Source organism: Streptosporangium sp. NBC_01755 (genome assembly GCF_035917995.1).
GTDB lineage: Bacteria > Actinomycetota > Actinomycetes > Streptosporangiales > Streptosporangiaceae > Streptosporangium.
This window is the reverse complement of the sequence record NZ_CP109131.1, coordinates 7,981,534-7,994,895: the sequence shown is the minus strand read 5'-3', so window position 1 is coordinate 7,994,895 and position 13,362 is coordinate 7,981,534. Positions and strand designations below refer to the sequence as shown.

At 67.0% G+C, this 13,362-nt stretch carries 14 protein-coding genes and 1 pseudogene; 7 read left to right on the top strand and 8 right to left on the bottom strand.

Annotation, left to right across the window (positions count from 1 at the left end):
• Positions 1–10: 10 nt before the first annotated feature.
• The 4 genes from OG884_RS36575 to OG884_RS36560 form a co-directional block, all read right to left on the bottom strand.
• Positions 11–1,090, bottom strand: a complete 1,080-nt coding sequence (locus OG884_RS36575; RefSeq protein ID WP_326640567.1) for a sugar ABC transporter substrate-binding protein — start codon at positions 1,088–1,090, stop codon at positions 11–13.
• A 46-nt stretch (positions 1,091–1,136) separates the two neighbouring features.
• Positions 1,137–2,153 carry an ABC transporter permease gene (locus OG884_RS36570; protein WP_326640565.1) on the bottom strand — a complete coding sequence of 339 codons (1,017 nt, stop codon included), beginning with the start codon at positions 2,151–2,153 and terminating at the stop codon, positions 1,137–1,139.
• Positions 2,154–2,335: 182 nt separating this feature from the next.
• Positions 2,336–3,163 (bottom strand): SDR family NAD(P)-dependent oxidoreductase, encoded by an 828-nt coding sequence (locus tag OG884_RS36565; protein ID WP_326640563.1) that lies wholly within the window; start codon positions 3,161–3,163, stop codon positions 2,336–2,338.
• Between the two features lie 90 nt (positions 3,164–3,253).
• Positions 3,254–4,453: a thiolase family protein gene (locus OG884_RS36560; RefSeq protein ID WP_326640561.1), complete on the bottom strand. Its 1,200-nt coding sequence runs from the start codon at positions 4,451–4,453 to the stop codon at positions 3,254–3,256.
• Between the two features lie 198 nt (positions 4,454–4,651).
• Here OG884_RS36560 and OG884_RS36555 point away from each other — a divergent pair, with 198 nt between their 5' ends.
• Positions 4,652–5,299: a TetR/AcrR family transcriptional regulator gene (locus tag OG884_RS36555; RefSeq protein WP_326640559.1), complete on the top strand. Its 648-nt coding sequence runs from the start codon at positions 4,652–4,654 to the stop codon at positions 5,297–5,299.
• Positions 5,300–5,344: 45 nt separating this feature from the next.
• On the opposite strand, the pseudogene OG884_RS36550 reads toward OG884_RS36555, so the two are convergent.
• The 3 genes and pseudogenes from OG884_RS36550 to OG884_RS36540 form a co-directional block, all read right to left on the bottom strand.
• Positions 5,345–5,515 (bottom strand): annotated as a pseudogene (locus OG884_RS36550) (IS110 family transposase); the annotation flags it as partial.
• Between the two features lie 88 nt (positions 5,516–5,603).
• Positions 5,604–6,512, bottom strand: coding sequence for a bifunctional helix-turn-helix transcriptional regulator/GNAT family N-acetyltransferase (locus OG884_RS36545; RefSeq protein WP_326640557.1), 909 nt, complete (start codon positions 6,510–6,512; stop codon positions 5,604–5,606).
• A 142-nt stretch (positions 6,513–6,654) separates the two neighbouring features.
• Positions 6,655–6,948 (bottom strand): hypothetical protein, encoded by a 294-nt coding sequence (locus OG884_RS36540; protein WP_326640555.1) that lies wholly within the window; start codon positions 6,946–6,948, stop codon positions 6,655–6,657.
• Between OG884_RS36540 and OG884_RS37790 the strand changes: the two genes are divergently transcribed.
• From OG884_RS37790 to OG884_RS36520, 5 genes are all read left to right on the top strand, one after another.
• Complete coding sequence (locus OG884_RS37790; RefSeq protein WP_442811603.1) at positions 6,832–7,140, top strand: hypothetical protein; 309 nt, start codon at positions 6,832–6,834, stop codon at positions 7,138–7,140. The two genes, OG884_RS36540 and OG884_RS37790, sit on opposite strands and share 117 nt — an antisense overlap.
• 103 nt (positions 7,141–7,243) lie before the next feature.
• Positions 7,244–7,696, top strand: coding sequence for a MarR family winged helix-turn-helix transcriptional regulator (locus OG884_RS36535; RefSeq protein WP_326640553.1), 453 nt, complete (start codon positions 7,244–7,246; stop codon positions 7,694–7,696).
• A 232-nt stretch (positions 7,697–7,928) separates the two neighbouring features.
• On the top strand, positions 7,929–8,282 hold the full coding sequence (locus OG884_RS36530) for a DoxX family protein (protein WP_326640551.1): 354 nt from the start codon (positions 7,929–7,931) through the stop codon (positions 8,280–8,282).
• A gap of 92 nt (positions 8,283–8,374) precedes the next feature.
• Positions 8,375–9,025, top strand: a complete 651-nt coding sequence (locus OG884_RS36525; protein ID WP_326640549.1) for an LUD domain-containing protein — start codon at positions 8,375–8,377, stop codon at positions 9,023–9,025.
• Positions 9,026–9,162: 137 nt separating this feature from the next.
• Entirely contained in the window at positions 9,163–10,617 is a 1,455-nt protein-coding gene (locus tag OG884_RS36520; protein WP_326640547.1) for an MDR family MFS transporter, read from the top strand.
• A gap of 226 nt (positions 10,618–10,843) precedes the next feature.
• On the opposite strand, the gene OG884_RS36515 is transcribed toward OG884_RS36520, so the two are convergent.
• Positions 10,844–11,551, bottom strand: coding sequence for a helix-turn-helix domain-containing protein (locus OG884_RS36515; protein ID WP_326640544.1), 708 nt, complete (start codon positions 11,549–11,551; stop codon positions 10,844–10,846).
• A 224-nt stretch (positions 11,552–11,775) separates the two neighbouring features.
• On the opposite strand from OG884_RS36515, the gene OG884_RS36510 reads away from it, so the two are divergent.
• Positions 11,776–13,332, top strand: coding sequence for an ABC transporter substrate-binding protein (locus OG884_RS36510; RefSeq protein WP_326640543.1), 1,557 nt, complete (start codon positions 11,776–11,778; stop codon positions 13,330–13,332).
• The last annotated feature ends 30 nt before the right edge of the window (positions 13,333–13,362 follow it).

Below are 13,362 nucleotides of genomic sequence, written 5' to 3'. Positions count from 1 at the left end.
GCGGTGGGGGCTACTGCGCCGTCGCGGCGTAGCAGGAGCCGACGCGCTGGTAGTTGGTCTTGTCGATGATCTGGGTCGGGGTGAACAGGGCGGTCTTGACGCCGCCGGGGGTCAGTCCGCTCTGCAGCAGATACTGGGTCAGGGCCACCGCGTTGTCGCCCATGGTGGTTCCGCCGCCGTAGTTGACCGCGGCGGCCATGGTGCCCTTGCCGATGCCGTCGCAGGCGACCTGGCTGGAGTCGGTGGTGTAGACGCCGACCTGGCCGATCTTGCCGGCCTGGGCCACGGCGTTGGCGGCGCCGGTCATCATGCCGTCCCAGTTGCCGAGGACCGCGCACAGGTTGGGGTGCTGCTGCATCAAGGTACGGGTGATCTCGTTGGCCTTGGTGGGGTCGTATTGGCCGGGCTGGCTGGCCACCAGGTTCATGCCTTGTTCCTTGAAGGTCTTGGTGGCCGCCTCGACCGTCAGCAGCGAACCGGTGTCGGATCCGAAGCCGTTGATGATGGCGACGTCTTTTTTGTTCATCGCCTTGCAGTCCGAGGAGGCGCGTTCGGCCAGCTCCGACACCATCGATAGCCAGTTGGGGCCGATGTAGGCGTCGCTTTGGGCGTTGGAGCCGAGGTTCATCACGATGACGTAGATGCCGCTCGCCTGGGCCTGCTGGATCAGTTTGGCCAGGCCGCTGAGGTCGGCGTTGTGCAAGATGAGGGCGGCGGGCTTTTGGTCGATCGCCGTCTGCACCTGCTGGGCCAGGACCTGGGTGTCGAAGTTGGCGGTGATGGCGGTGAAGTCGACGCCGACCTCCTTGAAGCCCAGTGCGGCGCGTTCACGCCAGGCGCGGGTCAGCGGGGCGCCGTCGCCGCTGATGGTGATCATCTGCACCTTCTTGCCGCGCATCGCGTCCAGCGACTTGGCGATGACTTCTTGGGGGGCGGCGACGGCGGGCAGCCCGCCGGTCCCGCTCGCCGGGGTTCCGTTCGCCGGGGCGGGGGAAGCGGCGTCTCTAGTGGTGGTGCAGCCTGTCAGAGCGAGCGTCAGGACCATCCCCGCGGCGATGGTCGCCGCGCGTGCCTTCTTACGGATGCTCATTGCTACCTACCTCTCCAATGAGCTGAGTTGCCCTGGCGGGGCCTTGCTACATATCTCCGACTCGTGCGGTCTCTTCATCACGCGGATGCAGGAGACTGTCGAGCACGATCGCCAGAAGGACGATGAACGCCTTCGACAGGGACTGTTCGATGACGCTCATGTTGAGCAGGGTCATGGCGTTGCCGATGACCCCGAGCAGGAGTGCGGCGCACACGACGCCGCCGATGCTGCCTCGCGCACCCGCGAGGCTCACTCCGCCGATGACCACGACGGCGATGACGTCGTAGAGCGTCGTGCCGGTGGCCGCCGCCCGCAGGTCATAGGCTCCCGCCACCGAAACCCCCACCACGCCGGCGATGAACGCGGCGCTCGCGGACACGAGGTAGGTGGAGACCAGCAGCGGGCGGGTGGGCAGGCCGAACAGCGAGGCAGCGGCGGGGTTGTCGCCTTGCGATCGCACGAAACGGCCGTAGTTGCGGGACATGAACCAGGTGGCGGCCGCGGCCGCCACGGCCAAGACCAGCACCGGGCTGGGGATCCCAAGCACCGTTCCATTGCCGAGCCAGTTCATGGCCGTGGCGCTGGAGAGGATCGCCTGTTGGTCCTTGGGAAGGAAGAAGATGCGGAAGAAGCCGAGGTAGAGCAGGCTGGTCGCCAGGGTGACGAACAGCGGAGGCACCTCGACATAGGCCACCAGGAGACCGTTGATGAGCCCCAGGGTGAGCGCGATGAGCAGGCCGGCGGCCAGCGAGACGAGTTCGCCGTGACCGGCGATCATCAGCTCCACGGCCATGGCGCAGCTGACGCCCATGATGATGACGACGGACAGGTCCAGGCCTCGTGCGATGACCACCACGGTCATGCCGATGGCCAGCAGCCCGAGCGTCGAGGCGCTTCTGGCGGCGTTGAGCAGGTTGTCGGTGGAGGAGAAGCCCGGCAGCGTGACGGAGAACAACACCACGAGGGCGAGGAGTACACCCGCGACGATGTATCCCTGATCCATCGAGGCGAACCGTCGGCGGACGACGCCGAGTGGGGACTTGGAGATCGTTGAGCTTGTCACCTTGGGCTCCTTGGACGTCCCAATGTACTGACTGATCGGTACACATCATGTGGCGCTTTTCGGCTGGACCGCAATAGCACCTTGTGGCCGTTATGTTTTCGTTGTTTTTCGGGGAATTGCCGGCCCACGGCTACGCCCACGGAGGCCCCGACAACCTCCGTGGGCGCTTCTGAACCGCGGGTTCAGAAGTGGTAGCCACCTCCGCAGACGAGCGTCTCGCCGCTGACGTAGTCGGATTCGGGCGAGCAGAACAGGTAGACCGCGCCGGCGGCCTCCTCCGGAGTGCCGGCACGTCCCATCGGGATGGCCTCCTCCAGCATCGAGACACGGTCATCGGTCATGCCGACACGGATGTCGTGCCCCTCCACGCTGATGTGGCCGTCGGCCACCGAGCGCGCCTGGGTGAGACGGGTCTGGATGTAGCCGAAGGCGACCGCGTTGACGGTCACGTCGTAGCGACCCCACTCCTTGGACAGCGTCTTGGTGAGACCGACCACGGCGGCCTTGGCGCTGGAGTAGTTCGCCTGGCCCGGATTGCCGTCCAGCCCCGAGATGGAGGAGATGTTGACGACCTTGCGCGTACGGCGGACCCCGGCCTCCCGCTCCGCCTTGTGCATCCGGCTGATCAACGGCTGGGCGGCGCGCAAGATCTTGAACGGCGCGGTCACGTGTACGGCCAGCATCGCCTCCCACTGCTCGTCGGTCATCCGCTGGATGACCGCGTCCCAGGTGTATCCGGCGTTGTTGACGATGATGTCCAGGCCCCCGAAGCGCTGCATCGCCGTGTCGACGAAACGCCCGGCGAAGCCCTCCTCGGTAACGCTGCCCACCACCGCGACCCCGGCCGCACCGGTCTTGGCGACGGCCTCCACCGTCTCGTGCGCCGCCTCGGCGTCGATGTCGTTGACCACGACCCGCGCGCCCTCGGCCGCCAGCTTCAGGGCGATCGCGCGCCCGATCCCTTGGCCTGCCCCGGTGACCAGAGCCACCCTGTCTTGAATCGAACCCACTGATGTTCTCCTCTTGGCCCGCCTTGCCGCGGGCCCGTTCCGATCCGCCCCACCGCGCCGGGTGGCGCCGCCGTGGGTGTCGTGCTCTGGCTAGCCGAGCCGTTCGATGATGGTGGCGTTGGCCATACCGCCGCCCTCGCACATGGTCTGCAGGCCATACCGGCCGCCGGTCTGCTCCAGGTGGTTGACCAGCGTGCACAGCAGGCGTACGCCCGAGGCGCCCAGCGGGTGCCCCAGCGCGATGGCGCCGCCCCGGGGGTTCAGTCGTTCAAGGTCTGCGCCCAGTTCATGGGCCCAGGCCAGCGGCACCGGCGCGAACGCCTCGTTCACCTCGAAGGCGTCGATGTCGGCCATGGACAGGCCGCCGCGCCGCAGCACCTTACGTGTGGCCGGAATGATCGCCGTCAGCATCTCCACCGGATCATCGCCGGTGACGGAGAAGGAGTGGAACCTGGCGCGCGGGCGTAGGCCCAGGCGCTCGGCCATCACGTCGGTGGTGATCAGCGCGGCGGCGGCGCCGTCGGTCAGCGGGGAGGAGTTGCCCGGGGTGATCCGCCAGTCGTCGATCTCGGGGAACCTGCACCCCATCGCCTCGTCCTGGAACGAGGGCCGAAGGCCCGCCAGGCCGTCCGCCGTCGTGGTCGGCCGTACCGTCTCATCGGTGACGTGCACGGTCTCGACGCCGTCCTCGCCGGTCACCGTCAGCGGGATGATCTCCCGCTCGAAGCCGCCCGATGCGGCGGTCCGGGCGGCGAGTTCATGGGAACGCGCCGAATACTCGTCCAGCATCCGGCGGTCCAGCTTCCAGCGCGCCGCGACGAGTTCGGCCGAGATGCCCTGCCCCACCAGCCCATCGGCGTAGCGGGCGGCCAGCCTCTCCCCGTAGGGGTCCTCGCCCATCTTGCCGGCGAACATCGGGACCCGTGACATGGACTCCACGCCGCCCGCGATGACCATGTCATAGGCGCCGGCGAGGACGCCCTGTGCGGCGAAGGCGACGGCCTGCTGACCCGAGCCGCACTGCCGGTCCACGGTCGTGCCCGGCACGCTTTGGGGCAGCCCGGCGGCCAGCGCCGCGTTGCGGGCCACGTTGACCGACTGCTGGCCGGCCTGGGTCACACATCCGGCGATGACGTCGTCGAGGGCGCCCGGGTCGATGCCCGTGCGCTCGACGAGGGCGGATATCACGTGGGCGAGCAGATCGGTCGGGTGCACGCCTGACAGCGCACCGCCAGGCTTTCCACGGCCGGACGCCGTCCGTACGACGTCGACCAAGACGGCTTGAGGCATGAGGTCTCCCTATGAGGGGTGGGCGCCGGGTACGGCGATCGAGCCCGGCGGCACTCACGGGCCCGTTGACTTAACGGTCGCTAAAGTAGCCTGAACAATGTTCTTCGCACAAGACCCGCCCCGAAGAGGCGGCACAATTGACGGGGAAGCAGATCAGGGCCGGGGACGCCTGCCCGGACGAGGAAGAGAGTGGACCAGATGGAGCTCGTGGAAGAGTCGGCGCACGTGCAGGACTCACTGCCGCCCATCGGCCACTGGCGCGACTTTCCCCCGTTGGAGTTGCCGGGCATCCTTCTCGGCGCCCTTGAGGTCTTCACCGCGCGCGGATATCACGGCAGCTCCGTACGCGACCTGGCGAGCAAGGCCGGGGTGACGGTGCCCGGTCTCTACTATCACTACCCGAGCAAACAGGCCGTGCTGGTCGCCCTGCTGGACACCTGCATCAGCGAACTCGTCGCCCGGGCCAGGGCCGCCCACCAGGCGGCCGAGGACACCCCGCGCGCACGTTTCGCCCACGTCGTCGAGAGCATCGTGCTCACCGTCGCCCACCGGTCGTCGCTGACCGTCCTTGACTCCGAACTGCGTTACCTCGATCCGGAGAACCGGCGCTACTACGCCGGCATGCGCAAGGAACTGGAGAACCTGCTGCTGGAGGTGGTCCGGGCCGGTCAACGCGATCACAGCTTCGCCGTCTCCCTGCCCGAGGACACGACCAGGGCCCTGCTCGGCATGTTCCAGGCCGTCGCCACCTGGTATGACCCGGACGGCCCGCTCCCCCCCGAACAGATCGCCCGGCGCTACGTCACCATCTCCCTGCACACAGTCGGCGCCCGGCCCCCCGCCTAGTCGGCGGTTTGTTGACGTGGGGCTGATGCCGCAGTAAGCCAGTGGATAGGGCTTGCGGTCGCGGAGCATGGCGTGGGTGACGTCTGAACGGCGACGGGCGAGGCAGATCAGGGCGGCGTTGTGCTTTTTGCCCTCGACGCGCTTCTTGTCGTAGTACTCCCTGCTTTCGGGGTTGGACAGGGACGCGAACGCGGCGAGGAACATGGCCCGTTTCAGTACGACAGGGGCAATCGGTCATGCCGGGCCGGGTGACCTGGCTCCCCGACTCTCATCGGGGAGGATCAAAAAGGTAACAGGACAGTTGTCAGCCGGTCCCCGCGGTGTCGGAGCCGAGGGTCTTCTCGAACCAGTGGTGGGCGTAGGTCTCGTCGTTGAACGCGTCCACCTCGCGGAATCCGGCCGTGCGGTAGAGCCCGATCGCTTCGGACAGGGCGCGGTTGGTCTCCAGTCGGAGAGTGCGCACGCCGTGGACCGCGGCCTGAGCCTCGAGTTCGGCGAGGAGCCGACGGCCCAGTCCCAGCCCGCGCACGGTGGGGGAGATCCACATCCGCTTCACTTCCGCGGAGGTGTCGTCCTGGTGGAGCTTGAGCGCGCCGCAGCCGACCGGGTCGCCGTGCAGTGTGGCGACCAGCAGCAGGCCCGCCGGTGGGGTGAGTTCCTCATCGTCGGCGGAGATGCTGAGGTCCGGGTCGAAGCCGCTGTCGAACCGGTGCGCCAGCTCGGCGAAGTAGGCGCGGAGGCAGTGGCGGGCGTCCGGGTGGCAGGGGTCGACGACGGCGACGTGAACCTGGGACGCGGCCAGCAGGCGCTCGACCTCGGCCATGGCGGCGACGAGCCGCTCGCGCTGGTGGCCGGTGAGCGGCTCGAGGATGGACGTGGCCAGATCGTCCGAGCATCGGTCCAGTTCGGCTCGCTCGGCCAGCCCCGCCCGCGTGAGCCGTGCTGTGCGTACCCGTCCATCGGCGCCGTTCGCGTCGACCGCGACCAGCCCGTCGGCTTGCAGGGCGCGTAGCAGCCGACTCAGATAGCCGGAGTCCAGGCCGAGTCGCGAGCGCAGCGACCGCACCTCACTTCCCTCGGCACCGATCTCCCATAGCAGGCGCGCCTGCCCGAGCGGGCGGCTGCGAGAGAGGAACGTGTCGTCAAGGGCACCTATCCGCTGGGTGACGGTCCGGTTGAACCGTCGCACCCGATCGATCAACATGGATTCCATTCTCTGACCTTAGTCAGAGAATTGAATCCATGTCACCCCGCATCGCTCGCTAATCCGGCCTTGCCGGTGGGAACTCGACCGGCGTTGGCCTGCCCGCCGGGGGCGGGGTGCTTGCCGCCCAGAGAGAGTCGAACAGGCCGGACTACAGCTCGGCGTACTCACTGCTGTCGATCATCATGGCGAAGTTCTCGCGTCGTGAGGAGATCACCGCCACCGAGTCGGAGCCGATGTGGGCGAAGAACGCGGTCGAAGGAAGATCGCCGTGGCGGCCGTCCAGGCGGCACCCGTATTCCTCGACGTCGAACGGACCCTGGACAAAGTGGCGGAGCTGGTCTCCGCGGCATCGCATCAGGGCGCCGATCCTGTTGCCTCCGGCGAGAGCTTCGTCGCTGGATACCCGCTGTGGGGCGGGGTCCTCCCGGCGGTTCGGCAGCACACGCTCTACGAGGAAGAGGAGGGTGAGGCGACCTCACCCTCCTACTCGATCCGGGCCCCGGTCGATCGCCGCCGGTTCCGGGTGCCCGCGCGAAGGTCGTACGCCGCTCGTACGAGCGTTCCACCGGGGCGTCGAACGCGTCGACTTCGCCGTCGCCGGTGGATGGTCAGTGCATGTGCCGCCTTGAAGTAAAGGTCAAGCACCGGACCCCGTACAGGCTCTGTGCGCCAACCCAGGGCGATGGCACCGGCCGTAGGATGGTTCAAGAACTGAAACATTGTGGGGCAGGGGGATCGTGTCGGAGACGCGCATCGAGTGGCCGGATCCCGAGGGGCAGGAGATCGTGGAGCGGCTGTTCGCCGCGGATGTGGCCCTTCGCGCGCACTTCGAGGAGACCGCCGCCGCCGTCGGCCTCAGCGTGCCTCAGGCTCACACACTGCTCCAACTCCAAGAGCCCCAGCGTATGGGGCAAATAGCCGGACAGCTGCGATGCGAGCCCTCGCACGTTACCGGGCTCGCGGACGCCCTTGAAGAGTGCGGTTTCCTGCGCAGAGAGCCCGACCCAGACGACCGCCGAGCAAAACGGCTGACCCTTACGACGCGAGGGCAGGAGCTCAGAGACCGTCTCCTGAGTCGTTTGTTCGACACGGCGCCGATCATCTCGGTGCTCGACGCGGAGCAGCGGGCCAACCTGCTGGCGCTGTTGCGGGTATCTCAATCAGCGACCGGGCACGACACCCGGCGCTGACTTCCGGCTACGGCCGCGGCTGCCCCCTCTCCGCGTCTCCCTTCCGATAACAGCGGACGCGCGCGGCGTTGGCCGTCCTGCCTCGGCTGCCCCGCGGTGTGCCGCACCCATGCCCGCCAGTCGGCTCTCACATCTCGTCAACGGTGACCCCTCGTCTGCGGCCCGAAATTATTTCTGCTAAAACATAGTTCATTCGCTGAAGTATATCGTCAGCCGCGAGGAGACCACGATCATGTTCATAGCCATAGCCGTCTTGTCCGTCCTGCTGGCGCTCGCCTTCGCCGGAGCCGGTTTCCCGAAACTCTCCGGCAAGAAGGACATGGCGGCTCAGCTCGCCCAGCTGGGTGTGTCCGCCGGGCTGATGCGTGTCATCGGTGGGCTGGAGATCCTTGGAGCCGTTGGGCTGGTCATCGGTCTGTGGATCGAAGGCCTCGGCATCGCGGCCGCGGCCGGCCTGGCGCTCCTCATGGCCGGCGCCGTCCTGTACCACGTCAAGGCCCGCGACACCGCGAAGAACACATCGGCATCGCTGGTTCTGCTGGTGCTCAGCGTGGTCACGATCGCCCTCAGGCTGGCCAGCCTCTGAAGCGCCACCGGGTGACGCCGATGCTTTCGCGATCGGTGTGTCAAGCCCCGGCCCGTCACGCCGCCTAACACAAACCAACACGAAGGACTGTGATGACCACTCCGACCACGACCGAGACCGGCCTCGCGATCGACACCCGGTTCCAGCGGCCCGCGACGGAGGAGCGGCTCCAGCGAGCAGCGGCCGCTCTTCGCGAGAAGGGTTATGCCGTCGAGATCGTCGACACCCCGGCGGAGGCCCGTGCCGCCGTCAACCGGATGCTGCCCGACGACGAGAGCATCCTCACCGTCTCCAGTGAAACGCTCCGCACATCGGGCCTGGACGACGACATCAACACATCCGGCCGGTTCGATGCCGTACGCCCCAAACTCATGCGACTCCGGGAAGAAGAGCGACTCCACCAGATGCGCGCCATCGGCGCCGCCCCCGACGTTGTCGTCGGCAGCGTCCACGCACTGACCGAGGACGGGCGGCTGCTGACCGCCTCGGGTAGCGGAAGCCAGCTCGGCCCCTACAGCTTCGGCGCGGGCCGGGTCATCTGGGTCGTCGGCTCCCAGAAGATCGTGCCCGATCTCGATACGGCACTGCGCCGCATCGAAACGTACGCCTACCCCCGCGAGGACGTACGCGCCCGCGAGGCCTACGGCGTACCGGCCACGCTCTCCAAGATCCTCATCGTCAACAACGAGATGTTCCCCGGCCGCATCACCGTAGTCCTTGTCCGCGAGCCCATCGGCTTCTGATCACGTACATCCCTGAACGAGGACTTCATGACTGACTTCCCCCGAAACCACGCGATGCCGATCGACGTCCACTTTGAAGATCCGGTCCGATCGGCCGACGTCAGGAGCCCGATCGGCGGACGGGCAGGAGTCGTACCGTGTTGAGACGGGTGCCGTACAAGTGGCTGGTCGCCACCGCGTTCGTGTTCGGGCTGTTCATGGAGATCCTTGACATGACGGTGCTGAACACGGCGTTGCCCGCGCTGGGCCGGCATTTCGGCGCCGGGACCGAGACTCTGCAATGGCTGGTCACCGGTTACCTGGTGAGTATGGCGGTGTTCATCCCCGCCTCGGGGTGGGTGGCCGACCGGTTCGGCACCAAACGCACCTTCCTGTTCGCGCTGGCGGTCTTCACCGCGGCCTCGGCCTGGGGCGGTTTCGCCGGCTCCCTTGGCGAGCTGATCGTGGCCAGAGTCGTCCAAGGCGTCGGCGGCGGACTGCTCACCCCGGTCGGCACCGCGATGCTGTTCCGTGCCTTTCCCCCGGCCGAGCGGGCCAAGGCGTCGGCGGTGCTGTCCATACCGACCACCATCGCCCCGGCCTTCGGCCCGGTGCTCGGCGGGTGGATGGTCGACAACATCAGCTGGCGGTGGATCTTCTTCCTCAAGGTGCCGATCGGCGTGCTCGGTATCCTCTTCGCGGCGGTGGCACTTCGCGAAGAACGTGCGGACCATCCTGGTCGCTTCGATGCCGCCGGGTTCCTGTCCGGCGGCGCCGCGCTCGCGCTGCTGCTCCTCGGCCTCGACCGTGGCGCCCGAGAGGGATGGGGTACCCCCGCAGTGCTGGTGCCACTGGGCGCCGGCCTCGCACTGGCGGCGGCGTTCTGCGTGATCGAGTTGGCCCGTGCCGAGCCGATGATCGACCTGCGCCTGTTGAAGGACCGGCTGTTCCGGACCGGCAACCTGCTGATGCTTCCGGCGTCGGGAGCGCTGATGGGCGCGTTGTTCCTGGTGCCGCTGCTTTTGCAGTACCAGATGGGTGTCGACGCGACAGGCTCCGGCCTGGTCACGATGTTCCAGGCACTGGGAATGGTGGCGCTCCTTCCGCTGGCAGGCCGCCTGTACCCGAAACTCGGACCACGCCGCCTGCTGGCGACCGGATTCGCCGTCATCGCCGCGGCACAGGCGATACTGATCACGGTGGATCCCGGCACGACCCTATGGGTTGTCCGGCTGTCACTCTTCGTGATGGGCGCGGGCATGGCACTCACCGTCATCCCGCTGCAGGCCGCCTCCTTCGCCACGATCACACCGGCGGCGATCACACGAGCCTCATCGGTGTTCTCCACCACCCGCCAGGTCGCCAGCGCCGCCGGCGTGGCCGTGGCCGCCACCCTGCTCACCACGAGAACCGACTCCAGACTCGGCGACCTCGGCGACCGCGCCGCCGATCTCACCAGCAGGCAGGGAGCGCTCTTCGCCGCCTACCACGACATCTTCCTCGTCACCACCGCGCTCGCACTGCTCGGCTTCCTCGTCGCTCTGCGCGTTCGCGACGCCGACGCCATCACCAGCATGCGTCCGGCCCCGGCAGTGACGGGCGCCGACCGGTAGGTACCCGACGGTGAGCGCTCGTTGTCCCGAGGGACTCCGAGCGCTCACGGCGGCCTGGGAACATCCGTATCCCGCACGTGCGCGACCGCGTCCGGGTCGGCGAACGTGCATGATCGGCCCAGGTCGGGACTTCCGGCCTCGCGGCGCCCCGGCCACGCCTCGCACGAGACGGCTCCGGGTCCGAAGTACGCAACCGAGCTCTTGCGGCTCGCCGAGGCGGGTGGGGTCAGGTTTCGTAGTGCACGACGACGGAGACGCAGCGGACGATGCCGTCGGTCATGTTCCTGTACTGATGTGGGGTCGCGGGGTTGAACGCCAGGGAGTCCCCGGCTTCGAGTACGTAGGTCTCGAAGCCGATGTCCGCGTGCAGAACCCCCTCCAGTACGAGTTGGTACTCACGTCCATCGTGGCGGATCGGATATCGAGAGTCGGTGGAGCGCCCGAACGGCTGGTACACGACTTCGAGGAAGTCGACCTGTGCGTCTTTCTGCGGGGTGAGGCGCTCCCAGCGGACACCGCTGGCAAGGTCGATCGTGTGTCGAGATCCGCCGAGCTGCAGGATGCTCGTGACCGCCGGCGGGAGTTCGGGGCCAACAGACATCGTCGTCGCGGCTGTGTGGCCATTGAGGGGTGCCCGGTCATGGTTCTGCTCGGCTGTCTGTACGGCTGAGAGCAGCTGAGGGAACTCGGAATGCCCAGGGGAATCACCCTCACCCGCGCCGAACAGGTAGCCCAGCGGGATGTCCAGTTCGTTGGCCAGTGCGTACACCACGCCGGCGGATGGAACGGTCTGGTCTCGCTCGACCTGCGAGATCAGGCTGGCGGAACAGCCGGCGCGCTTGGCGAGCTCGCGCAGGGAAAGTCCGCGTTGCATGCGAATGTTCCGTAGCCGCTTACCGAGCCCGGAACTCCCCCTGGCCTTGGGAGAGTGCATCAAGCCTCCTCAGGCATGAACGATCCAATCATAGGGACACCATCGAACCGTACAAGATCCTGATCGCGGGCACATGTCTGTGCACGGCCGAAACCCCCTCCAGTCTGCGACCAAAACGGTCAATGTTCAACTATTGACATCGATACTGCACATGCGTTCACTATAACGCACAAGCTGTTTACGAGATCACACAGAGCCCCCACGGCTCTGCGGAGGTGCTTGCGGTGTTGTACAGAGGTTCACTACGCGATACCGGTACGGCCGGCCGCAGGGTGTTGATCGGTCTGTGCGGAGTGATGGCCGCCACCGTCCTGGCGGGGTGTGGTGGTGCGGACCCGGCCTCGCCGCCCGCGGCCGTGTCGGGGGAGGGCCCAAGCGGAACCCTCCGGTTCGGCACCAACCAGCGGCTGGACGACTGGGAGACCATCACCAAGCAGAACGCGACGTACACCGCGCTCGTCTATGAGGGCCTCCTGTCCCTCGCCAAGGACGGCTTCACCATCGCGCCCCAGCTCGCGACGGGCTGGAAGGAGAGCGGTCGCGAGGTGACGTTCACGCTCCGCGAGGGAGTCTTCTTCCACGACGGTACGCCATTCGACGCGGACGCCGTGGTCAAGAACCTGGAGCGGGTCAGGAGCACACCCAGCGCGTACCGAGGGGATCTCGAAGAGATCACCAGCGTGACCGCGACCAGCCCCACGGAGGTGGTCATCAAGCTCAAGCGGCCGGCGCCCAGCCTCCTGACGAACCTGGCCCGCCTGGGCACGTACATGGTGTCGCCCAAAGCGCTGGACGACGGCAGCTGGAAGACGAACCCGAGCGGGACCGGCCCGTGGAAGTTCGATCCGAAGGGGTCGGTCAGGGGGCAGAAGGCCGTCCTCACCTACTTCGACAAGTACTACGACCCAAAGAGCGTGGGCGCCGCCAAGGTTCAGGTCACCTATATCAACGACGCCGACAGCCTGTATAACGCGCTGCGCACCGGCCAGATGGACGTCGTCTGGACCACTCCGACCCTGGCCGCCAAGGCCGAGACGGAGGGGCTCAAGTCGGAGTGGTTCCCCTCGGTCCTCTGGCACCCCGAGATGTTCGACACGGTCAACACGTTCAAGGAGAAGAAGCTTCGTCAGGCCATGTGCTATGCGCTGAACCCCAAGGACTACATAGACGCGGTCCTCGGAGGCAAGGGCAACGTGCATCTGCAGCGGTTCAGCGAGGGACAGCCGGGCTTCAACCCCGACGTTCCCGGATATCCGTTCGACCTGATCAAGGCCAAGCAGCTCATGCAGGAGCTGGGCAACCCCAAGGTGTCGTTCACCCTGATCAGCTGGGACACCCAGCGTCCGATCGCCGAGCTCTTCCGCAGCCAGCTGGCCCAGATCGGCATCGACGTCAAGCTTGAGGTTCCGACCTTTCCCCAGTTCCTGAGCACCTACGAGAGCGGCAAGTACCCGCTCGCGATCCTGTCGGACGGCTCGCGCGCCGGCGTGGACGACTACTACAACAAGAAGTTCGCCCCCGACGCCTCGGGCAACCCGTTCAAGGTGAAGTACCCCGAGATCACCGCGGCCGTCGAGGAGGGACTGAACGCCGAGACGCCCGAGGCCAGGGACGTGGCCTGGCGCAAGGTCACGAAGATCGTCTATGACGAGGCCCTCGACTGCGGCTACTTCGACTACACCGCCTTCTGGGCCTACAACCCGAAGAAGGTCGGCAACATCGTGTCCACGAACAATGACGTCGCGGTGTTCCGTTACAAGGAAGCCCAGGTCAAGGAGTGACCGCCACAAGCGGTCATCCCACTCGTCATC

Coding starts and splice junctions, on each gene's coding strand:
- OG884_RS36575 (WP_326640567.1), bottom strand. CDS start 1,090: ATGAGCATCCGTAAGAAGGCACGCGCGGCGACCATCGCCGCGGGGATG.
- OG884_RS36560 (WP_326640561.1), bottom strand. CDS start 4,453: ATGCCTCAAGCCGTCTTGGTCGACGTCGTACGGACGGCGTCCGGCCGT.
- OG884_RS36555 (WP_326640559.1), top strand. CDS start 4,652: ATGGAGCTCGTGGAAGAGTCGGCGCACGTGCAGGACTCACTGCCGCCC.
- OG884_RS36545 (WP_326640557.1), bottom strand. CDS start 6,512: ATGGAATCCATGTTGATCGATCGGGTGCGACGGTTCAACCGGACCGTC.
- OG884_RS36530 (WP_326640551.1), top strand. CDS start 7,929: ATGTTCATAGCCATAGCCGTCTTGTCCGTCCTGCTGGCGCTCGCCTTC.
- OG884_RS36525 (WP_326640549.1), top strand. CDS start 8,375: ATGACCACTCCGACCACGACCGAGACCGGCCTCGCGATCGACACCCGG.
- OG884_RS36515 (WP_326640544.1), bottom strand. CDS start 11,551: ATGCACTCTCCCAAGGCCAGGGGGAGTTCCGGGCTCGGTAAGCGGCTA.